23 protein-coding genes are annotated in these 21,397 nt (G+C 64.3%); 10 read left to right on the plus strand and 13 right to left on the minus strand.

The window, feature by feature from the left end; genetic code table 11:
• Both CFE28_16375 and CFE28_16380 read right to left on the minus strand, forming a co-directional pair.
• Positions 1-429: a hypothetical protein gene (locus CFE28_16375; protein ID OYU71425.1), complete on the minus strand. Its 429-nt coding sequence runs from the start codon at positions 427-429 to the stop codon at positions 1-3.
• A 98-nt stretch (positions 430-527) separates the two neighbouring features.
• Positions 528-1,268: a dolichol-phosphate mannosyltransferase gene (locus tag CFE28_16380; GenBank protein ID OYU71426.1), complete on the minus strand. Its 741-nt coding sequence runs from the start codon at positions 1,266-1,268 to the stop codon at positions 528-530.
• Between the two features lie 64 nt (positions 1,269-1,332).
• Here CFE28_16380 and CFE28_16385 point away from each other — a divergent pair, with 64 nt between their 5' ends.
• The 3 genes from CFE28_16385 to CFE28_16395 all read left to right on the plus strand — a co-directional run bounded on the left by CFE28_16385 (position 1,333) and on the right by CFE28_16395 (position 4,688).
• The gene (locus CFE28_16385; protein ID OYU71427.1) at positions 1,333-3,021 is read left to right on the plus strand and encodes a 4-amino-4-deoxy-L-arabinose transferase; all 1,689 of its coding nucleotides are present in this window, start codon (positions 1,333-1,335) and stop codon (positions 3,019-3,021) included.
• Positions 3,018-3,917 carry a hydroxymethylglutaryl-CoA lyase gene (locus CFE28_16390; protein ID OYU71428.1) on the plus strand — a complete coding sequence of 300 codons (900 nt, stop codon included), beginning with the start codon at positions 3,018-3,020 and terminating at the stop codon, positions 3,915-3,917. The genes CFE28_16385 and CFE28_16390 overlap by 4 nt, the downstream gene beginning before the upstream one ends.
• Before the next feature lie 72 nt (positions 3,918-3,989).
• On the plus strand, positions 3,990-4,688 hold the full coding sequence (locus CFE28_16395) for a chromosome partitioning protein ParA (GenBank protein OYU71773.1): 699 nt from the start codon (positions 3,990-3,992) through the stop codon (positions 4,686-4,688).
• Here the strand turns inward: CFE28_16395 and CFE28_16400 are convergent.
• From CFE28_16400 to CFE28_16425, 6 genes are all read right to left on the minus strand, one after another.
• The gene (locus CFE28_16400) at positions 4,645-5,574 is read right to left on the minus strand and encodes a glycosyl transferase (GenBank protein OYU71429.1); all 930 of its coding nucleotides are present in this window, start codon (positions 5,572-5,574) and stop codon (positions 4,645-4,647) included. The two genes, CFE28_16395 and CFE28_16400, sit on opposite strands and share 44 nt — an antisense overlap.
• A complete protein-coding gene (locus CFE28_16405) occupies positions 5,574-7,550 on the minus strand; it encodes a threonine--tRNA ligase (protein ID OYU71430.1) in 1,977 nt (658 codons plus the stop codon). The genes CFE28_16400 and CFE28_16405 overlap by 1 nt, the downstream gene beginning before the upstream one ends.
• Positions 7,547-7,822 (minus strand): membrane protein insertion efficiency factor YidD, encoded by a 276-nt coding sequence (locus CFE28_16410; GenBank protein OYU71431.1) that lies wholly within the window; start codon positions 7,820-7,822, stop codon positions 7,547-7,549. The genes CFE28_16405 and CFE28_16410 overlap by 4 nt, the downstream gene beginning before the upstream one ends.
• 36 nt (positions 7,823-7,858) lie before the next feature.
• Positions 7,859-8,308 carry an iron-sulfur cluster assembly scaffold protein gene (locus CFE28_16415; GenBank protein OYU71432.1) on the minus strand — a complete coding sequence of 150 codons (450 nt, stop codon included), beginning with the start codon at positions 8,306-8,308 and terminating at the stop codon, positions 7,859-7,861.
• Complete coding sequence (locus CFE28_16420; GenBank protein OYU71774.1) at positions 8,308-8,751, minus strand: cyclase; 444 nt, start codon at positions 8,749-8,751, stop codon at positions 8,308-8,310. The genes CFE28_16415 and CFE28_16420 overlap by 1 nt, the downstream gene beginning before the upstream one ends.
• A gap of 80 nt (positions 8,752-8,831) precedes the next feature.
• Complete coding sequence (locus CFE28_16425) at positions 8,832-10,232, minus strand: cysteine--tRNA ligase (protein OYU71433.1); 1,401 nt, start codon at positions 10,230-10,232, stop codon at positions 8,832-8,834.
• A gap of 192 nt (positions 10,233-10,424) precedes the next feature.
• Here CFE28_16425 and folE point away from each other — a divergent pair, with 192 nt between their 5' ends.
• Positions 10,425-11,033 (plus strand): GTP cyclohydrolase I FolE, encoded by a 609-nt coding sequence (gene folE, locus CFE28_16430; protein OYU71434.1) that lies wholly within the window; start codon positions 10,425-10,427, stop codon positions 11,031-11,033.
• Positions 11,034-11,072: 39 nt separating this feature from the next.
• Entirely contained in the window at positions 11,073-11,594 is a 522-nt protein-coding gene (locus tag CFE28_16435; GenBank protein ID OYU71435.1) for a hypothetical protein, read from the plus strand.
• Here CFE28_16435 and CFE28_16440 read toward each other — a convergent pair.
• Positions 11,584-11,985 (minus strand): hypothetical protein, encoded by a 402-nt coding sequence (locus CFE28_16440; GenBank protein ID OYU71436.1) that lies wholly within the window; start codon positions 11,983-11,985, stop codon positions 11,584-11,586. The two genes, CFE28_16435 and CFE28_16440, sit on opposite strands and share 11 nt — an antisense overlap.
• A 214-nt stretch (positions 11,986-12,199) precedes the next feature.
• On the opposite strand from CFE28_16440, the gene CFE28_16445 reads away from it, so the two are divergent.
• Both CFE28_16445 and CFE28_16450 read left to right on the plus strand, forming a co-directional pair.
• Positions 12,200-12,709, plus strand: coding sequence for a hypothetical protein (locus CFE28_16445; GenBank protein OYU71437.1), 510 nt, complete (start codon positions 12,200-12,202; stop codon positions 12,707-12,709).
• Positions 12,710-12,803: 94 nt separating this feature from the next.
• On the plus strand, positions 12,804-13,868 hold the full coding sequence (locus CFE28_16450; protein ID OYU71438.1) for a hypothetical protein: 1,065 nt from the start codon (positions 12,804-12,806) through the stop codon (positions 13,866-13,868).
• Between the two features lie 111 nt (positions 13,869-13,979).
• On the opposite strand, the gene CFE28_16455 is transcribed toward CFE28_16450, so the two are convergent.
• The gene (locus tag CFE28_16455) at positions 13,980-14,849 is read right to left on the minus strand and encodes a hypothetical protein (protein OYU71439.1); all 870 of its coding nucleotides are present in this window, start codon (positions 14,847-14,849) and stop codon (positions 13,980-13,982) included.
• A gap of 45 nt (positions 14,850-14,894) precedes the next feature.
• Between CFE28_16455 and CFE28_16460 the strand changes: the two genes are divergently transcribed.
• The gene (locus tag CFE28_16460; GenBank protein ID OYU71440.1) at positions 14,895-15,299 is read left to right on the plus strand and encodes a phosphoribosyl-AMP cyclohydrolase; all 405 of its coding nucleotides are present in this window, start codon (positions 14,895-14,897) and stop codon (positions 15,297-15,299) included.
• On the opposite strand, the gene CFE28_16465 is transcribed toward CFE28_16460, so the two are convergent.
• Entirely contained in the window at positions 15,296-16,969 is a 1,674-nt protein-coding gene (locus CFE28_16465) for an alkaline phosphatase (GenBank protein OYU71441.1), read from the minus strand. The genes CFE28_16460 and CFE28_16465 overlap by 4 nt on opposite strands.
• A 120-nt stretch (positions 16,970-17,089) precedes the next feature.
• Between CFE28_16465 and CFE28_16470 the strand changes: the two genes are divergently transcribed.
• Together CFE28_16470 and rpoH are read left to right on the plus strand one after the other, a co-directional pair.
• Positions 17,090-18,091, plus strand: a complete 1,002-nt coding sequence (locus tag CFE28_16470) for an RNA pseudouridine synthase (GenBank protein OYU71442.1) — start codon at positions 17,090-17,092, stop codon at positions 18,089-18,091.
• A gap of 116 nt (positions 18,092-18,207) precedes the next feature.
• Complete coding sequence (gene rpoH, locus CFE28_16475; protein OYU71443.1) at positions 18,208-19,095, plus strand: RNA polymerase sigma factor RpoH; 888 nt, start codon at positions 18,208-18,210, stop codon at positions 19,093-19,095.
• A 12-nt stretch (positions 19,096-19,107) separates the two neighbouring features.
• Here the strand turns inward: rpoH and CFE28_16480 are convergent, their stop codons facing one another.
• Positions 19,108-19,953: a hypothetical protein gene (locus tag CFE28_16480; GenBank protein ID OYU71444.1), complete on the minus strand. Its 846-nt coding sequence runs from the start codon at positions 19,951-19,953 to the stop codon at positions 19,108-19,110.
• A 53-nt stretch (positions 19,954-20,006) separates the two neighbouring features.
• Entirely contained in the window at positions 20,007-21,293 is a 1,287-nt protein-coding gene (locus CFE28_16485; GenBank protein OYU71445.1) for an adenylosuccinate synthase, read from the minus strand.
• Positions 21,294-21,397: the final 104 nt, after the last annotated feature.

The raw sequence follows: 21,397 nt of genomic DNA on the forward strand, positions 1-21,397 counted from the left end.
TTATCCCCGGTCATTGTTGAAGTCGATTTCCCGTCGGGCGGTCGAGATGGTCACGATGAAGCCGGCCAGCACATCCAGGACCACCATCAGGGTGAGCAGGAAGAAGGTCGAGGTCGCGAAGGCCGGAGCCAGCAGGAATTCCACCAGGCAGGCCACAAACAGCAGCATGGACAGGGCGTGATTGACGATCACCACCTTGTGGCTGGTGGTCGACTTCAGCAGTTCGATGAAGAGCACGATCAGGGCCACAGCCAGGACCAGATCCCCCGAGCTGATCGGCCATTCCACCCGACTGGTCATGGAAATGGAAAACAGGGGCTGGGTCAGCCGTGAACTGGCGTCCGCCGCCTTGAACCCCTGGGTGAAGGTCAGGGCCAGCAGATTGTAGATGACCACCGGCAGGGCCAGAAGGGGAAACGCCGCAAACATCCGTGAGCCTCTGAACCGAGGGTCCAATCCTTGAAGCGCGCGATCACGCTCCGTTCAAGCCATAGGGTTACCTGTTTTGCGGCCGGCCGCAAACGGGGTCAGAGTTCGGTGACATCCCTGGGGTTCCGCGCACGGCTCTGCAGCCACATGACGCCGAACAGGTCTGACAGCGAGGCCCACAGACGGCCCAGATTTGTGTACTTCGAAGCGCCCGTCTGGCGATGGCGATGGTTCACCGGCAGGAAGGCCACTTCATAACCCTCCCGCAGCATCAGGGCCGGAATGTAGCGGTGGATGTGATCAAAATAGGGAAGCCGCAGGAAGGCCTCCCGCCTGAAGGCCTTGAGGCCGCAGCCCGTGTCATTGGCCGTATCCTTCAGCAGGCGTTTGCGCACGCCATTGCCGAACCGCGAGGCGAACTTCTTGGCCAGGCTGTCCTGCCGTTTGACCCGCTCGCCGCCCACCAGGGCCAGGTTCGCTCCGCCCGCCAGCAGGGCGTCGACCAGCTTCGGACCATCAGCCGGGTCATTCTGTCCGTCGCCGTCCAGGGTGACGATCACGGCGCCCCGGGCCCCCAGAATGCCGGTGCGGACAGCGCGGCTCTGACCACTGTTGGCCTGGTGGGCCAGGACCCTCAGCTGGGGAATCTCGGCCTTGAGGTCGGTCAGGACCTTCCGGGTCTGGTCCCGGCTCCGGTCATCGACAAACACCATTTCATAGTTCCGCCCGGCGAAGGCGGCGGCGATTTCCCGCGCAAGATCCGGCGCAGCGCCTTCTTCGTCAAACACCGGGACGACAACAGAGATGTCGATTTGATCAGCAGGGGTCGATTTAGCCATACTACCTAATAGCGCAAACATGGGCGGACGAAAGGATCGTGCTATCAAGCGGTCCATGGGATTGATGAAATTCTTCGATGACTATGACCTGGCCGCCGCCCTTTCGCGGTGGAGCCGCAGCTGGCGCGGGCCGACCCTGGCCGCCCTGATCGCCCTGGTCGCCGGACTGCCCGGTCTCCTGGCCATGCCGCCCCTCGACCGGGACGAAAGCCGGTTCACCCAGGCCACAACCCAGATGCTGGAGCAGAACGACTTTGTCGTGATCCGCTACCAGGACCAGCCCCGGTTCAAGAAGCCGGTGGGCATATACTGGCTGCAGGCGGCCAGCGTTTCCCTGGTCTCATCGCCGGAGGCCCGCCAGATCTGGGCCTACCGCCTGCCCTCCCTGCTGGGCGCCATGATCGCCGCCGCCGCCTGCGCCTGGGGCGCCGCCGCCTTTTTCGGCGATCGGGCAGGATTGATCGCCGGCGCCCTTCTGGCCTCGGGCTTCCTGCTGTCTACAGAAGCCTTCATCGCCAAGACCGATGCGGTCCTGGCTGGCGCCACCACCCTGGCCCTGGCCTGCCTTGCCCGCCTCTACGCCGCCGAGCACGGAGGGCCTGCAGCCCGCCGCGGGACCAGAATCCTCTTCTGGACAGCCATGGGGCTCGGAACCCTGGTCAAGGGACCGATCACGCCCATGGTGGCGGGCCTGACCCTGCTGGCGCTCTGGGCCTGGGATCGCAAGGCCGGCTGGATCGCCCGCCTGGGATGGGCCTGGGGCCTGATCCTGTTCTTTACCATCGTCGGGCCCTGGGCCTGGGCGGTGACCGTCGCCACGGACGGCGCCTTCTGGAATGCGGCCATAGTCGGTGATCTGGCGCCCAAGCTGGCGGGTGGACAGGAAAGCCATGGGGGCCCGCCCGGCTATCACACCCTGGTCGCCTTCATTCAGACCTTCCCGGCGACCCTGCTCCTGCCGGCGGCCCTGGCCCTGGGATGGCGCGCCAGACATGAGCCGGGGGTCCGCTTCGCCCTCTGCTGGCTGGTCCCGGCCTGGCTGGTCTTCGAGCTCACGCCCACCAAGCTCTCCCATTACGCCCTGCCCTGCTACGGCGCCCTGGCCTGGCTGGCGGCTGCGGCCGTGACCCGGCCCATGGGAGCCCTGGCCCAGCGCCTTGGCGCAGGACTGCAGGCCCTGATCGGTGTCCTGCTGGCGGCCGTCGTCCTCTATCTGGCCAAGCTCTATGGCGATCCCGGCGACATTCCCTTTGTCTTTGCCACAGCCCTCCTTCTGGCGGCGGCTGGCCTGATCGGCGGCTGGGCCATGCTGCGCGGTCCTGCGGTGAAGGCCCTGGCCCTGTCCCTGCCCCTTGGCCTTCTGGGGCATGCGGCCCTGGTGGGAACCCTGGCGCCCAGGCTCGAACCCCTGCTCCTGTCCCAGAGAACCGAGGCCATGCTGGCCAGCGCCCATCTCCTGCCCCGTCAGGGCGTCTATCCTGGACCTGTCGCGGTTGCAGGATATGCTGAACCCAGCCTGGTCTTCGCCGTCGGCACCCGCACCCAGCTGGGGGACGCAAAGGAAGCTGCAGAGGCCCTGGCCGAGAACCGCCCGGCCGTGATCGAAGCCCGGCAGCAGGCGGCCTTCGATACCCTGGTAAAGGCCGCACGCCTGACCCCCCGGAAGATCGGGGAGATCAAGGGTCTGGACTATTCCAATGGCGACGACATGACCCTGACCGTCTATGCGCCCCAACCGGAGACAAGGCCGTGAGCCGTTTCATCGAGATTGTTGAAGTCGGCCCCCGGGACGGCCTGCAGAACGAGAAGACCAGCCTCAGCCCGGAGCAGAGGGTGGCCTTTATCCGCCGCCTGGAGGCTGCAGGCGCCCGGCGGATGGAAACCGTCTCCTTCGTGAACCCCAAGCGGGTGCCGCAGATGGCCGGCGCCGAAGAGGTGTCTGCAGCCCTGGCTCCCGATGTGAACCACAGCCGCATAGGCCTGGTCCTCAACATGCGCGGCTGGGAGCGGGCCGTGGCCGCCGGCTGCGACGAAGCCAATGTCGTGGTCTGCGCCACCGACGGTTTCGGCATCCGCAATCAGGGCGCCTCCAGCGCCGAGCAGATGACCGCCCTGGCCGAAATCACCGCCCGCCGTGCGGCGGAGGGCGGCCCGCCCATCACCGCCACCTTCTCGGTCGCCTTTGGCTGCCCCTTTGACGGCGAGGTCAGCCAGGACCATCTGGTCGCCCTGGCCCGGGATGCAGCGGCGACCGGGGTTTCTGAAATCGCCCTGGCCGACACCATTGGCGTCGCCGACCCCTGGACGGTCCGCGCCCGGGTCGAGGCCGTTCGCAAGGTCACGGGGGACATCCCACTGCGCCTGCACTTCCACGACACCCGCAATACCGGCCTGGCCAACGCCTTCGCCGGGATCGAAGCCGGGGTGACCATTCTGGACGCCAGCTGTGGCGGACTGGGCGGCTGCCCCTTCGCCCCCGACGCCACGGGCAACATCGGCACCGAGGATCTGGTCTACATGCTGGAACGGGCCGGCTTCGAAACCGGCTATGACATCTCCGCCCTGATCGAGACCTCGAAATGGATGGCGGAGATCCTTGGCAAGGCGCCGGCCGCCTCGGTCACCCGGGCGGGACTTTTTCCCGGCTAGGTAGCTTTCGATTCATCTTGGCGTGTGCGGTGATTTGTCGCACATTGGCTGCGGGAGGCCTGATCCATGGCCCTGCGCACCGTGGCTGTCATCGCTCGCAAGGGCGGAGCCGGAAAAACGACCGTATCGATCCACCTGGCCCTTGCAGCCTATCTGCGGGGCCAGCGCACCCTCCTTGCCGACATGGATCCCCAGCGTTCCGCCCTTGAGGTCTTCAAGGCGAGGAAGCGGGCAGGTCCCGACCGGATGGAATCCACGGGCGCCAAACTCTTTGCTCTGAAAACCAACGCGGCCCGTCAGGGTGTCGACACCCTGGTCGTCGATACGCCTGCCGGCGATGAGGCCGAAATGGCCAGCGCCATCGCCCTGTCAGACCTGTGCGTGATCGTCGTACGACCGACCTATCTGGACATAGCCTCCGCCCTGCAGAGCGTTGAGGTCGTACGGCGTCTGCGCAAGGCGGCCGTCCTGGTGGTCAATCAGGCCCAGTCTCCACGCAGGGGCGTCGAGCTGCCCGCCATGGAGCGGGCCAGACGCGCCCTCGAACTTCTGGGCCTGCCGGTCTGCCCGGTCATGCTGAGAACCCGCGCCGCCTACCAGAACGCCCTGGAACGCGGCTTCTCGGTTGAGGAGAGCGATGATCCGATCGCCAGGCAGGAAATCGGCGAACTCTGGCGGCGGATCGATCAGATGGTCACGGCGAACCTGATGTGCGCCCAGTCCCCGGTCAGGCCACCCGTCCCCGAACCCGCCACATCAAGGGCCGGATAACCGCCGTAAACACGATCAGGGGCGAGAGCACCCAGGCCGCCAGGGTCTGACCGCCCGTGCTGGCCCGCTTGCGGAAGAACCGGGCAAGACCCACTCCCTTGTGGAACTCCACCCGGATCGGGCTGGCGCGGCTGGTATGGCCCAGGTGGACCACCTCGGCCTTGGGCTGGAACAGGACGACCCCGCCGGCCTGACGCACCCGCCAGCAAAGGTCCACGTCCTCCACGTGCAGGAAATAGCTCTCGTCAAAGCCCTGGACGGCCTCGAAGTCTTCCCGGCGCATGCAGAAGCAGGCGCCTGAAATGGTCGGGATCGAGGTCACGCCCTCTGGCGGCAGTTCCTGCTCCCAGTGCACCTCATAACGCCGCCAGGCCGGGATCTTCTTGGCCAGGTGGCTGAGGCTCAGCAGGGCGCTCATCAGGGTGATGTCCCCCCGACGGGCGCCGCGCTGTTCAGAGCCGTCAGCATTCAGCACCCGGCCGCCGACGATGCAGGGTACGGGCCGTCCCTCGATGGCCGAGATCAGCTCGCCGACGCAGCCCGTCTGAAGGAAGGCGTCGGGGTTCAGGAAGATCAGGACATCGCCGGTGGCCCGTCGGGCGCCGAGATTGGCGCCCCTGGCGAAACCCACATTGCCCTGGCCATTGACCAGCACCACCCGGGGATCAGTTTCCGCAAAGCCCCTCAGCCGCGCCGCCTCGATGATCGACGACCCGTTGTCGACCACGACCAGCTCGTCCACCCGGGAATCGGCCAGGACACAGGCAAGACTCTCCGTCATGGCCTCGCCGGTCATGTAGATCACCATGACCACCGAGACTTTTGGCTTCGAGCGCTCAGTATCCTGGGCGATGTCGGCGACGATCGGTGCGGCTATGCCGTTCATCAGGCCTCCTCAGTGACCGCTCCGGAGGGGGCGGACCCTGAAATGATCGCGTTGCGGGCAAGATCAGGCGGCAAGGCTTCGCTGGCAAGTGACTTAACGGCTTCGGCCAGGGAAAGAATGGTCTGACCATCCGAACCCAGGCGCCGCAGGGCCACCTTGCCCTCCTCGGCTTCCCGACGTCCAACCACCGCAATGACCGGAGCCTTGGCCAGGGAGTGCTCACGGATCTTGTAGTTGATCTTCTCGTTGCGAAGATCGACCTCGACCCGCAGGCCTGCCGCGCGCAGTTCCGCCGCCGCCTTTTCCGCAAACTCCGCCGCATCCGACGTAATGGTCGCCACCACCACCTGGGTCGGCGCAAGCCACAAGGGGAAGGCCCCGGCATAGTTCTCGATCACCACGCCGATGAACCGCTCCATGGAGCCGCAGATCGCCCTGTGCAGCATGACCGGCCTCTGCTTGGAGCCGTCCTCCGCCGTGTATTCGGCGTCCAGACGCTCTGGCAGGACGAAGTCCAGCTGGTGGGTGCCGCACTGCCAGGTCCGGCCGATGGCGTCGCGCAGGTGGAATTCCAGCTTGGGGCCATAGAAGGCGCCTTCGCCGGGCAGCTGCTCGACTTCCATGTTCACCGCCTGGCGGGCGGCGCGGTCCAGCTTGGATTCGGCAATGTCCCAGATCTCGTCCGTACCGGCCCGCAGGTCCGGCCGCAGGGCCAGTTTGACGCTGTGCAGCTGCAGGTCGAAGTCGGCATAGACCGAGTTGAGCAGGCGCACGAACTTGGTCGTTTCCTCCTCGATCTGGTCCTCGCGGCAGAAGATGTGGGCGTCGTCCTGGGTAAAGGCGCGCAGGCGCATGATGCCGTGCAGGGCGCCCGACGGCTCGAACCGGTGGCAGGCGCCGAACTCGGCCATGCGCAGGGGCAGGTCCCGATAGCTCTTCTGGCCATAATTGAAGATCTGCACGTGACCGGGGCAGTTCATCGGCTTGACGGCCAGCTCTTCGCCCTCCGTCGTCTCGCAGGTGAACATGTTCTGGCCGAACTTTTCCCAGTGGCCGGATTTCTCCCACAGGCCACGGTCCATGATCTGCGGCGCCTTGACCTCCACATAGCCGTCCACATCCAGCCGGCGGCGCATATAGGCCTCGATGGTCCGGTAGAGGGTCCAGCCCTTGGGGTGCCAGAAGATCATGCCCTTGGCTTCTTCCTGCAGGTGGAAGAGGTCCATGGCCCGGCCGATCCGGCGGTGGTCGCGCTTCTCGGCTTCCTCAATGCGCTTCAGGTGCGCCTCGAGGTCGGCCTCGGAGGCCCAGGCCGTGCCATAGATCCGCTGGAGCTGGGCGTTGCGGTGATCGCCCCGCCAGTAGGCGCCGGCCAGCTTGGTCAGTTTGAAGGCCTTGCCCACGTGCTTGGTCGAGGGCAGGTGCGGCCCCAGGCACAGGTCCTTCCACTGGCCCTGGCGATAGACCGTGATCACCTCATCGCCCGGCAGATCGGAGATGATTTCGGCCTTGTAGTCCTCGCCGATCGACTTGAAGTGGGCGATGGCCTCCTTGCGGTCCCAGACCTCGCGGACGATCTTCTCGTCCCGGTCGACAATCTCCTTCATCCGCTGTTCGATCTTGGCCAGATCATCCAGGCTGAAGGGCGTTTCGCGGGCGAAGTCGTAATAGAAGCCGTCCTCGATGGCCGGACCGATGGTCACCTGGGTGCCGGGGAACAGCTCCTGCACCGCTTCGGCCATCACATGGCTGGCGTCGTGACGGATGGTGTCTAGGGCCTCGGGGCTCTCCCGCGTCAGGATTTCAAAGGCGCCGCCGCCGGGCAGGGCCCGGTCGAGGTCATAGAGGGCGCCGTCCAGCTTGATCAGCAGGGCGCGCTTTTCGAGGGACTTGGCGATGGAGGCCGCCACGTCCCGGCCCGAAACGCCGTCTTCGAACTGGCGCTTGGAGCCGTCGGGGAAAATCAGATCAATCATGTTTCACACGTCCATGTCCGGGCGGAGGTCCCATCAGGAGTCTCACCGCGCGGCGGGGGAACCGGATCATAGCCCGATCCTCCCCAGGGATTACAGCGACACAGGCGCCCCGCCGCCAGCATGGAGCCGCGCCAGGGACCGTGCCGGATCAGGGCCTGCTCCGCATACTCCGAACAGGTCGGAAGATAGCGGCACTGGCGCCCGATCAGGGGCGAGAGCGTCAGCTTGTAGGCGCGTATGGCGCCCCTGACGCAGAGTTCGTAGATTTTCATGCCGGCTCGCGATTATCGTGGGTCGGGAGACCCCGATCAAGCGACGCCGGCGCGGCGAGTTCGGGTGCTGGCCTGACGAACAGCGTCCACCGCAGCCTCGAACGCCAGAAGGGTCGAAGCGTGTCGGGCAGGATAGTCCTTCACTGGGGCGAGCATTGCGAGATCCGAGAAACGTCCGTTGGGCGGAGGTCCGCCGCCGCGAAGCATAGCGGAAAACTGATCGCGGGCCAACTCCAGCTCCGCAAGGCTGGCGCCCAGCACGTTTGACCCCAGGATCGAGGCCGAGGCCTGGCCCAGGGCGCAGGCCTTCACGTCCTGCCTGAAGTCCGAAACCAGGCCGTCGGTCAGGGCCACGTCCACCACGATCCGGCTGCCACAGAGCTTGGCGATCTTCTCCGACGAGCCCTCAGGCGCCTCCAGCCGGCCAAGGTGGGGCAGGTTCGCCGCCAGCTTCAGCAGTTTGGCCGAATAGAGGTCGTCGATCACTAGCGTCCGCCGCCGTTCTGCCACTGGGCCTCGGCCCGGGCGGCCAGGGCCTCGCTCATGGCGGTGAAGCCCTGGCGGATGGCGTGGCGCTTGGTGCGGGCGGCGGCGGGGCCCAGCAGGCCCTCGAAGATCTCGCCGTTCGACACAATGCAGCTGGACTCGCTGAGGGCCTCGATCTCGATATAGCGGACGGTCCGCACCAGGCCACGGGCCAGGCTCAGGGTCCAGTGGATCTGCTCAAGCGGCACCCATTCCAGCAGGACGGGATTGATCACCTGGGCCGGCTCGCCGGGCAGTTCCAGGGTGAATTCCAGGGGAGACCCGATCCGCAGCTCTCCTGCCCCCTTGGTGTAGGTGGGGTTCCAGTCTGACCAGGTCGCAAAGTCCGAGGCGATCTCCCAGATCACTTCGGCCGGCGCCTTTATGCCGATCCGGCTCTCGATCTTCATGGGCCCAGCCCCGGCCTTTCCGCCGAACATGAAGCCGGCGCCCACCTTGAACATCTGCGGAGGATTGAAGCCCATCAGGTCTCTCCTAAAGACGGCGCCTTAATGCGCCAGGTTGCGCCCGTCGGATTGTCCATGACTTCTACGTTGAGGTCGGTGAGTTCGTTACGGATGCGGTCCGCCGCCGCCCAGTCCTTGGCCGCCCGGGCCGCGACCCGCTCGGCGATCAGGCCGTCGATCTTAGCCCGCAGGGCGTCGTCCACCCCGGCCTGGAACCAGGATTCCGGCTCGGCGAACAGGAAGCCCAGAAGGTTGGCCGAGGCCAGCAGCTCGCCCTTGGCATAGGCGCGGTCATCACCCTTCGAGGTTTCCAGGGCCGTGGCCATGGCGAACAGCTCGGCCATGGCGGCCGGGGTGTTCAAGTCGTCCTCCAGCGCCGCCATGAATTCCACATTGGGGCCGGTGGACTCGGCCGGCACATCGGCTGCCCGGCGCAGGGCGCCATAGAGCCGGTCCAGGGCCTTCTTGGACTGCTCGATCAGGTCGGCCGTCCATTCCAGGGGCGCCCGATAATGACCCACCAGCAGGGCCCAGCGCAGGGCCTCGCCGGGAACCTGGTCGATCAGCTCATGGACCAGAACCACATTGCCCAGGCTCTTGGACATCTTCTCGTCGCCGAAGTTCAGGAAGCCGTTGTGCATCCAGTACTTGGCATAGCCCACCGAGTGGTCCCCATGGGCGCAGACCCCCTGGGCCATTTCGTTCTCGTGGTGCGGGAACAGCAGGTCGATGCCGCCCCCGTGAATGTCGATGGGCAGGCCCAGGGTCTGCTCGATCATGGCCGAGCATTCGATGTGCCAGCCAGGACGGCCCGGTCCCCAGGGGCTGTCCCACACCGGCTCGCCGGGCTTGGACGGCTTCCAGAGAACGAAGTCGGCGGGGTGCTGCTTGTAGGGCGCCACATCCACCCGGGCCCCGGCGATCATGTCGTCCATGGGGTGGCCCGACAGCTTGCCATAGTCGGCGAAGGTCTGGGTGTTGAACAGGACATGGCCCTCGGCGGCGTATGCCGAGGCATTGTCCACCAGCCGCCCGATCATGGCGATGATGGCGTCCATGGTCTCGGTGGCGCGGGGCTGATGGGTGGGCGCCAGGGCGCCCAGGGTCGCCATGTCCTGGTTATAGATACCGAGATAGCGGTCCGTGATGGTGGAGATGGGCACGCCCTCGGCGGCAGCCTTGGCGTTGATCTTGTCATCCACGTCCGTGACATTGGCCGCATAGATCACGGCGTCCTGCCCATAGGTGTGGCGCAGCAGGCGGAACAGGACGTCAAAGGCCACCACAGGCCGGGCGTTGCCGATGTGGGCGAAGTTGTAGACCGTTGGCCCGCAGACATACATCGTCACCCGCTTGCTATCGACGGGAACGAAGGGTCGCTTGGATCGCGACAGGGTGTCGTACAGGTGAAGGGTCATGAAACTCTTTGAAAACGTGACGCTGAGTAAGTGTTGCCGGACAAGGCTTTGGCCCCATATACAGTTTGCCGGGCCGGGAGGCCACGGGGCTTTATCGGCGGTCGGCCAGCAAATCGACGGCCAGTTTCGCGTTTCCTTCTCGGGGCCCCCGCCCCGGCGCGATCAAGCCCACTTTGGAATGGATACGACCCCATGGATGCTCCGAGCCGCGACAGGTCCCTCGACGCCGTGAAGCGTCCCACCCGGGAAGAAGCCATGGAGGCGGTCCGCACCCTGATCGCCTGGGCCGGCGACGACCCCCGTCGGGAAGGCGTCATCGACACCCCCAAGCGGGTGGTGGACGCTTATGGCGACTGGTTTGAGGGCTATACCATGGACCCGGCCAAGGAATTGTCCCGCACCTTTGAGGACGTCCAGGGCTATGACGACATCGTCATGCTCCGCGAGATCGAGGTGGAGAGCCACTGCGAGCACCACATGGCGCCCTTCCTGGGCAAGGCCTATGTGGCCTACATGCCCACCAACCGGGTGGTCGGCATTTCCAAGCTGGCCAAGGTGGTCGAGATCTTCGCCCGCCGTCTCCAGACCCAGGAGACCATGACCCAGCAGATCGCCGACGCCATCACCGACAGCCTCCGCCCCGCCGGCGTCGCCGTCCTGATCGACGCCGCCCACCAGTGCATGACGACACGGGGACTGCACCACCGCCATGTGACGACCATCACGACGCAGTTCACTGGCGTGTTCAAGACCGACCCGACGCTCCGGCAGCGGTTCCTGGATTTTGTGAACAGGCGGTAGTTGGGGGCCAACTGCGAAATGTAAGCGGGAGGATGGGCGATGGGGATGGCTGGAATGTTTTTGACGCCCGCGTTTGCCCTCTCACTTCTGGCGACGACCGGAGCAAAGGCTCAGATCACGCATCAATGGAGGAGTCTCGACGCCGACGAGGCCCAGGCTGTCTTCTTTGACCAGAACTCCTTGAAAAAGGTCGGACCGGACAGCGCCCGCGCCACCTTTGCGATCGCCTGGAAGCAGCCTGACGATGCGGTCTACCCAACCTTCAGAATTCGCAACGTGTCAGTTGTCGAAGAAGTCTTCGAGGGCGACTGCAAGGCTGGCACCATCGCCGTGGTTGACCGCATCTATTACTCAGAATCTGGCGAAAGACTTTTGGGAGTCAGGGCGGCGGTCACAGAGCCAAAGGTCCCAAAGTCACCGAGCACCGGTATGGAAATACTCAACCTGCTCTGCGGCGGCCCGCAATTGCTTGGTGCAGAATTTGATGTTGGGGCCGCTGGATTGGTGAAAATCGTCCGTGAATCCAAGGTTATGCCGAAAAATGGGGCGCCTACTCCGTAGCGCCAGAACGGCTGACCACGAGCCTGGCCGAATTCGCGAGGAAACAATCCTCATCCTGCTCTGAAACAACCGGCTCGCTCTCCTTCCAAGGTTCGAGCGAGAGGTAGAATCTGTCGTCGTCGGTCCAAAGGCACTTAACGAATGCAATTTGGTCCAGGATGTTATGGCTGTTGAAAGCGTATTCGAATTTGACGGCGCCACGCAGGGTCAGAACGTAGTGGTCGCCGTGAGCTCCCTGAGGAACGTTGAATGTCAGCTGGATCACGGGATCCCACTCAAACTCGCCCGGCAAGACTGACAATCCAACGAGGTTGCCGTCGCGGACGGTGTTCAACCCCGTGAGGAAACCCACAACGTCCTGATTTTCGAGCTGCATTGGCAACGCATCCATCCCGCCTTACCTTTGACCTCTGCGCCAGCTTCGAGAAAGCTAGCACACCCGGATCGCGGACTTACCCTTTGAAAGTTCTGGGTCAGATCGGCGATTTGCCGACGCCCATGGTGACCTATTTCGTACAGTTCATCGTAACCGAGCGTCTTGGATCCTCTTGACCAATAGACAACCCCCATAGGTTGCTGGATAGTTTTCCTGACGCTCAAGCGGTTTGAAGACCAATGAGGCATGGAAAGTGTTTTATCTAGAATACCTGGTCGCTAAGCCGCATTCTGGCGACCGCTATAAAGGCGCGATGCGTCCAGATCGAAAGAGCGCGGGCAGCCTTGTATTTGGAGGACTTTTCTTTGCCGCTATAAGCTTTCCTCTGCTCAATATGGAACCTTGGCTTATTGGTGCAGTCGGGGTCGTCTGTGGCCTCGCTATGGCTGGATTCATGGCGCCGTCACTTACCAATTGGCACCTGATCAGGTGGGACGCCGACAGCCTTGATGGCCCCTGCAGGACGCTGGGTCTGACCTTAAGCACTGCGCGCGCCACTATTCCCTGGGGCGAACTTGTCTCCAGTGGCCGCACAGCAAGCGGTTATTGGTATGTCGAATCCTCGACCGGCCACCGCATACATTGGAACGCCTTCTACAATGGGCACGGGGCGTTTGCGTCTGCGATTGTGCACTACCGTCCCGACCTGCCGCTCCCCAAGGGGGTACAGGAGGCCTAAGAGCAGCTCGCCAGTCGGGATCACGACAAATTAAGACCAATACGGGCATAGGATTGGCCTCACCACTATTACGTGCCTGTTGACGGAACTCAGGATGCGCGCCCGAAACATACTAGTTGTCATAGCTGCAATGGTCCTCGGGGCCTGTGCTCCTGAGGCAGTTGCCCAGTCAGATGCGGAAGCCACTTACCAAGAGGCCCTTAAATACGACCCGATCTATGGCCCCGCACCGGACGCCCTGAAGGCTGTGGCCCTATATGGAAAGGCTTGCGAAGCAGATCATGCAGCGGCCTGCAAGGGACTGGGCCTGATCTACATGCGGGCGCAGCCCGGATTTCAGAACGCATTTATTGCAAATGCCTTCTTCAAGAAATCCTGCGAGAACGGATACGCCCTCGGCTGTTTCAATCTCGGGGTGAACTTTGCAGAAGGCAAAGGACTTCTCGCCCCTGACCTGTTGAATGCGGCTCGGCTTTACGAAAAGGCCTGCGAGGGCGACGTCTATGATGGATGCACGAACCTCGGCGTCTTCTATGCGGAAGGACGCGGCGACCTGATTCCGGTCAATATTGAGCGCGCCAAAGCACTCTATCTGCGGGGGTGCGAACACGATGAGGCTTATAGCTGCTTCAATCTTGGAGACATGCTTCGTCGGGGGAAGAAGCTTGCGCGGGACGATCAAAAAGCCGCCTTATTTCTGGAAAAAGCCTGCATGCTTGGCATGCCCTATGCCTGTTCACTGGCCGGCTACATCATTGCTTCGGACCCTGGTCGCAACGGAAGCGCTGAGCATGCCGCGAGACTTAACAAAATGGGCTGCGATCTGGGTGGCGCCAAGTCCTGTGAATTTTTAGGATTTCATTACCTCTCAGGTCCTGCGATCGAGGAGAACTACTGGAAGTCTGTTGAAACATTCGGACGGGGTTGCGACGTCGAAGATCCAAGATTGTGCTTCCTCGCCGGCAGCATGTCCCTCAACACGCCAATCGATCCTAAGAATCCTCGCCAACGCCTGCACAAGAATCTGAAGGGCGCGATCACCTATTTTCAGAAAGGTTTGATGTTGAATCCTGATGACCAGGAGCTTGCACAAGGTCTGAGGGAGAACCTCAAGGCAGCGGAGCTGGAACTCAGGCAAGCCTCGACCCCAAAGCGCTAGCCTGAAGAGGCGAGCGCGTGTTGGAGAAATTGCTTTGGGACGTCTGCAGCCCAGAGCCGGAGAATCAGCGACGATGGCACCCTGTTTCACGTGAAACAAACAGGGAACAAACTAGTCCCGGTCAACCGCCTCCGGCCTGTGCACCACCGAGACCAACACGAAGCTCAGCATCATCAGCAGGTACCATGAGCCCAGCTTGGCCGGGCTGACCAGGCGCCAGTGGTCGGCCTGGTTGGGGTAGACCCAGGTTGAGGTGAAGGTGCCGACATTCTCGGCGAACCAGATGAAGAGGGCGACCAGGGCGAAACCCAGCAGCATAGGCATGCGCCGGGGTTTCAGGTCCGGAGTGAACTGGAAGCTGGCCCGTCCGAACAGGACCACGGAAAAGGCGAACAGGCCCCAACGCATGTCTGGCATGTAGTGGTGGCTGAAGAAGTTGATGTAGCTGAGCACGGCCAGCAGCCAGGGGCCCCAGAGGGGCGGATAGTTCTCGAACCTGATCTCGAACAGTCGCCAGGCGCGGGCGATGTAACTGCCTATGGCGGCGTACATGAAGCCCGAGAACAGGGGCACGCCGCCTATGCGCAGGAGGGAGGCCTCAGGATAGATCCATGAGCCGTGGGCGGTCTTGAACACTTCCATGGCCGTGCCGACCACATGGAAGATCAGTATGACCAGGGCCTCGTCCCAGCGCTCCAGTTTCGTGGCCAGGAACAGGCCCTGCAGGACTACCGCCGCCAGGACCAGGAAGTCATAGCGCGACAGGGCCGCGTCATGCGGCCAGAGGAAGTGGCTGGCGATCAGCAGGAAGACCATGGCGCCGCCGAACAGGCAGGCCCAGGCCTGCTTGAGGCCGAACAACAGGAACTCATAGGCGAAGGCGTTGAGCCGTGACCGCTTGGCCCAGGGCCGGGCGGCAGCGTCGAAGGCCAGGACCCGGCCCTTGATGATGTCCTTGAGACTTGTGGGTGGCAGGCTCATGCGCTCGATACTGCCCTTCCGCCCTGTCCAAGGCTATAAGGGGGCATGACCCAATCCTTCTTTTCGCAAGCCGAAAACAAAGAGGCCCTCGAGCGCGGGGAGAAGCTGACCCCGCGCTTTGACGCCAATGGCCTGATCGCCGCCATCGCCCAGCACGCCGAAACCGGCGAGATCCTGATGCTGGGCTGGATGAACGCCGAGGCCCTGAGCCAGACCCTGGACCTGGGCGAGGCGGTCTATTTCAGCCGGTCGCGCAATGAGCTCTGGCGCAAGGGCGCCACCAGCGGCCAGGTGCAGAAGATCGTCGAGCTGCGGGTGGACTGCGACCAGGACGCCGTCCTGCTGAAGGTCCTGCCCCAGGGGGACGGCGGCGCCTGCCATGTGGGCTTCCGGTCGTGCTTCTACCGGGTGGTCACCAATGGCAGGCTGGTGGAGCAGCCAGAGGCCTAGCTGACCTTCAGCGGGCCTATTCCCGTGGCGCCGTGCCGGGCGGTGAAGGTCTTCAGGGTCGAGACCGTGTAGGCCTTGTCCAGGATGGTCGAGACGGCGACCCATTCGCCCCTGGCCTCTGTCTTCGTCAGGGTCAGCAGGACGAAGCCCTTGGCGGACTGGTTGGAGTCGACCACCTCGCGGTTGGTCTTGGCCATGACGTCGCCCACCGGGAAGCCCTTGAGGTCATCGCCGGCGCCGGGGCTGGTGATGCCTGTCGCGCCGAACTCGACCGCCACAAGATTTCCGCCAACCGGGGCGTCATAGAGTTCATTAGACCAGAAGGCGTGGCTGTCGCCGGACACCACCACCACATTGGCCTTGGCCTCCTTGATCAGGCCATAGAGCCGCTGACGGTCGACGGGGTAACCGTCCCACATATCCAGGCCATAGGGCAGCTGCAGGGCGGCGATCCGGCCGGTATTGTCCACCCGGCGGCGGGCGCTGGCCGGCATGTCCGCCAGCAGCTTTTCCACGCTCTCCGCGCCCATGGCGCCGCGATAGTCAGGGGGAATGACCCGGGCCATGATCACTTCATTGCCGAGGATCTGCCAGGGACGGCCGGCCTTGACCGAGGCCTTGAGGCCAGCCCCCAGCCAGGCTTCCTGGGCCGCGCCCATCATGCGACGGGAGGGGTCGTTGAGCTTGGCCTTGAAAGCCTCCACGTCGGGCTTGCCGTCCGGGCCGAACTTCAGATCACGGTCATAGGTCACCTGACGATCCCGGGCGGTCAGGCGGGTTTCCAGCATGAACAGGCTGGCCAGATCGCCGAAGTGGAAGTCGCGGTTGATGGCGAAGCCATGATCGGCAGGCTCGCGGATCGGCATCCATTCGAAATAGGCCTTGATGGCCGCGGCCTTGCGGGCGTTCCAGTCGCCTTCCGTCGCCGGATTATGGTTCTGGGCGCCGTCCGCATAGCTGTCATTGGCGGTCTCGTGGTCGTCCCAGACGACGATCCACGGCGCCCGGGCGTGGGCGGCCTGCAGCTGGGCGTCGGCCTTGTAGCAGGCGTGACGGATACGGTAGTCGGCCAGGGTGACGATGTTATGGGCCGGCTCGGGGTGGCGGTTCAGCAGCTTGCCGGTCTCGAAGCCATAGCCTTCCGGCGCATACTCATAGATATAGTCGCCCAGGTGCAGGACGGCGTCGACCCGCTCCAGCTTGGCGATGGCTTCATAGGCGTTGAAATAGCCGCCGGAATAGAGAGCGCAGTTTGCGACGGCCAGGACCACATCCTTCACCGAGCCGGTGGGCAGGGTGCGGGTCCGGCCCATGGGCGATGTCACGCCATTGGCGGTAAATTCGTAGGTGTAGGACCGCGCGGGGTCCAGACCGGCCACGTCCACCTTGACCGTATAGTCGCGGCTGGCGTCGGTGACGCCGGAACCGGACTTTCCGCCGCCGGCCCGACGGTCCACCGGGGTCAGCTTCCAGCTGTAGGCGATGGAGCCGGCGTCTGCGGCCTGGGGGGTGATCCGTGTCCAGAGAATGACCCGGTCGGCAAGGGGGTCGCCCGAAGCAACGCCGTGCTTGAAGGCGACAGCGCCCGTGTATCCGGCGGCGCGCGCCATTCCGGGAGCGGCGGCTGAAAGGCCAAACAGGCTTAGGGCGTGGCGGCGACTCATACGCATCGGGGAGGCTCCGGTTGAAGTTTGGACTCACATATTGGCGAGGTATGACAGGCGTATGTCCAGCCCCGGCGCGTTTGCAAAGCCGTTACTTTGTCGCCGGCCTGTGGGATCATGGGGATAATGCCCCACCAGACACCCCCCGAGCCCGAAGACGACGAGACCGCCGAGGCCGTGACGGTCCAGGTGGTGGTGACCGAAGGCGGTGGTCGCCTGGACAAGGCTCTGGCTGATGCAGCGCCGGACCTGTCCCGGGGGCGGATCCAGGCCCTGATGGCCCAGGGCCAGGTGCGGTTTGGCGGACAGGCCCTGACCAACCTGTCGGCCAAGGCCACAGCGGGAACCTATGAGCTGACCCTGCCGCCGCCGACACCGGCCGAGCCCCAGCCCGAAAATATTCCGCTCACCGTTCTCTATGAGGACGCCCACCTGATCGTCGTCGACAAGCCGCCTGGCATGGCGGTCCACCCGGCGCCGGGCAGCGAGACCGGCACCCTGGTCAACGCCCTGCTTCACCATTGCGGCGCCAGCCTGTCGGGGATTGGCGGGGTGGCGCGGCCGGGCATTGTCCACCGGATCGACAAGGACACTTCGGGCATTGTGGTCTCGGCCAAGACCGACGCCGCCCATCAGGGTCTTTCGGCCCTCTTCGCCGCCCATGACATTGACCGGGTTTATGTGGCCATGGTCCGCGGCGCGCCGAAGCCCCGGGCCGGAACCCTGGAGACCCGGATCGGCCGCTCGAATTCCGACCGCAAGAAGATGGCGGTGCTGAAGGCTGGCGGCCGGGAAGCTATCACCCACTACGAAACCAGGACGATCTTCGGCCCGGAGGACAAGCCGGTCGCCGCCCTGGTGGCCTGCCGGCTTGAAACCGGCCGCACCCACCAGATCCGGGTGCACCTGGCCTCCCTGGGCGCGCCCTGTCTGGGAGACCCGGTCTATGGCGCCGGCGCACCGACCCAGAAGGTGAAGGAGGCCATGGCGGAGGCCGGTCTTACAAGGCAGGCCCTGCACGCCAGCGTCCTCGGATTTGTCCATCCGGTGACGGAAGAAACCCTGCGGTTCGAGAGTCCACTGCCCGCCGACATGGCCCGGCTTAGAGACAACCTGTCTGATTTGTAAGAAAGACTCTCAATCCGGCGCCTTGATCGCGCCATATGGCGTCACCAATCTATTGACCGGAGAGAACGGAACCTGCGCCGGGGGCGCGCGTTTCGAAGTGCAAAGGGGATAAGATCATGGCTTCGACTTCACTGACGGTGATGTCGCCGGAAGGCGGACTGAGCCGGTATCTGACAGAAATCCGCAAGTTCCCCATGCTGGCCCGGGACGAAGAGTTCATGCTGGCCAAACGCTGGAAGGAACACCAGGACCCCGAGGCCGCCCACCGCATGGTGACCAGCCACCTGCGTCTGGTGGCGAAGATCGCCATGGGCTATCGCGGCTATGGCCTGCCCATCGGCGAAGTGATTTCCGAAGGCAATGTCGGCCTGATGCAGGCGGTCAAGAAGTTCGAGCCGGACAAGGGCTTCCGCCTGGCCACCTACGCCATGTGGTGGATCCGCGCCTCCATCCAGGAATACATCCTGCGCTCCTGGTCCCTGGTGAAGATGGGGACCACGGCGGCCCAGAAGAAGCTGTTCTTCAACCTGCGCAAGGCCAAGGGCCAGATCTCGGCCTTCCAGGACGGCGACCTGCGCCCCGATCAGGTGAGCGAGATCGCCACCAAGCTGGGGGTGCTGGACGAGGAAGTGGTGTCCATGAACCGCCGCCTCTCGGGGCCGGACGGCTCGCTGAACGCCCCCATGCGGGCCGACGGCGAGAGCGAATGGCAGGACTGGCTGGAGGACAAGGACGCCGTCAGCCAGGAAACCCAGATCGCCGACAGCCAGGAATACACCCTGCGCATGAGCCTGCTGGAATCGGCCATGACCGAGCTGTCGGACCGTGAGCGGCACATCATCACCGAGCGCCGGCTGAAGGATGATCCGACCACCCTGGAGGACCTGGCCACCGAATATGGCGTCAGCCGCGAGCGGGTGCGTCAGATCGAGGTCCGGGCCTTTGAAAAGCTGCAGAAGGCCATGAAGGCCGCCGCCGTCGAGAAGCATCTCGTCGACGCCTGAGCCCCTTGGGGACTAGCTGGCCTTGGCGACGGGCCTCGGCTCGTCCTTGGGCAGGAGGGCCAGGAGCGGCCCGGCCTTGACCAGGGTGTCCCGGGGATTGAGGACGCCATTCTCCGTGGCGTCCACCAGGAACTCGTGGAAGACGCTCGCGGCTTCGGTGAGCACCGTATTGCCCACCTTCGGGCCCGAGGTCTTCAGGATCTCGGCCTGGGCGCGCAGGGAGCGCAGGGCCTGGGCCGGATCGGCGCCGATCGCCAGGAGCGAAGACTTGATGATCCTCAGGGCCTGATCGATCCGGGACTGGTCAGAGACCTCCAGGTCGGACTTGCGCTTCAGGGACCCGGAATAGTCGCCGGAGTTGAACCGCCGCCGGTCGGGACCGACATACTGCATGGCTTCAACCCACTCCCGCTGACGGAGGGTCACGGCCTCAAGCCGTCGCAGAAGGTCGCGGGTGTTGTAGGGTTTGCGCAGGAATTCGTGTACGCCGGAGTCCCGGGCGGCCATGATCAACTCGGCCGTGGGCTGGGAAATGATCGCAATGATCGGAGCCTTGCGGCAGGCGGTATAGCTGCGGCGGATCTTGCGGATCAGGTCTATGCCGTCCGAATGATCGGCCCCGATATCCACGAAGATCAGCTGTGGCTCCACCGTTCCGGCCATGGACAGGGCCGTCTTTCCGTCGGTGGCGTGAAAGGTCTGACCAGGAGAGATGCCGCGCATGTGCTCGGCGAGCATACGGGCGCTGCTCGTGGCGGAATCCACGATCATCACCTTCTGCAGGTGAGGCGCCATCTTGCGCACCAGCTTCTGTTCGTCCTCGATCACCTGACCGTGGTCTCCGTCCTGATCCACCATAAGTGGCGCAGGAGGGTAAATATCCGCTTATCGCGGTACTGCGACCTTCTGGCCTAGTCCCGGAAGGGGTCGCGGACCATGATGGTGTCGTCCCGCTGCGGGCTGGTGGAGACCATGGCGGCAGGCGCGCCGATCAGTTCCTCGACCCGGCGGACATATTTCACCGCATTGGCGGGCAGGTCCTTCCAGGAGCGGGCGCCCTGGGTGCTCTCGCTCCAGCCTTCCATCTCCTCATAGATGGGTTCGAGGGCTGACTGCGCCTTCAGGCCGGCCGGCAGATAGTCATAGACCTGGCCATTCAGGCGATAGCCGACGCAGATCTTCAGGGTCGGCAGGCCGTCCAGGACATCGAGCTTGGTCAAGGCAATGCCATCAATGCCATTGAGGATCACCGACTGGCGGACCAGGGCGGCGTCAAACCAGCCGCAACGGCGGGGACGGCCGGTGACTGTGCCGAATTCGTGGCCCCGCTCGCCCAGCCTCTGGCCGACCTCATCGAAGAGTTCGGTTGGGAAGGGCCCCTCGCCCACCCGGGTGGTGTAGGCCTTGACGATGCCCAGGACAAAACCCGGCCCCTTGGGGCCAAGACCCGAACCCGCCGCCGCCTGACCCGCCACGGTGTTGGATGAGGTGACATAGGGATAGGTGCCGTGATCCACGTCCAGCAGGGCGCCCTGGGCGCCTTCGAACAGGACCCGCTTTCCGGACTTCACCAGGCCGTCCAGCATTCGCCAGGCCGGCTGGGCGTAGACCAGGATCTTCGGCGCAATATCCAGCAGGGACTGCAACAGCTCCCCGCCGTCGTATTCTGCAAGGCCCAGGCCTCGACGCAGGGGGGTGTGGTGGGCCAGCAGGCGGTCGATCTTGGCTTCCAGGGCTTCACGGTCCGCCAGGTCGCCGACCCGGATGGCCCGGCGGCCAACCTTGTCCTCATAGGCCGGACCGATGCCGCGGCCGGTGGTGCCGATCTTGTTGGTCGCCGCCGCCTCCCGGGCCTGATCCAGGTCCCGGTGCAGGGGCAGGATCAGGGCGGCGTTGTCGGCCAGGACCAGGAGGTCCGGGGTGATCTTCACCCCCTGACCGCCCAGCTTCTCGATTTCGGACAGCAGGTGCCAGGGGTCGACCACCACGCCATTGCCGATCACCGACAGCTTGCCCTGGACCACGCCGGAGGGCAGCAGGGAGAGCTTGTAGACCTGATCACCGACCACCAGGGTGTGCCCGGCATTGTGACCACCCTGGAAGCGGACGACCACGTCGGCCCGGTTGGACAGCCAGTCCACCAGCTTGCCCTTGCCCTCATCGCCCCACTGGGCGCCGATAACGGTGACATTGGCCATGCAGATACGATCTCCCGGCCTGCCGCAGGGATCCAACCACGCCCTTCGACAGGCACTCGGCGGGTGGATTTGATCGATTTTCGCTGACTACGGCAGGGCCTTGG

This window comes from Alphaproteobacteria bacterium PA2, assembly GCA_002256425.1.
In the GTDB taxonomy this organism is placed as follows: Bacteria; Pseudomonadota; Alphaproteobacteria; order Caulobacterales; family Caulobacteraceae; genus Phenylobacterium.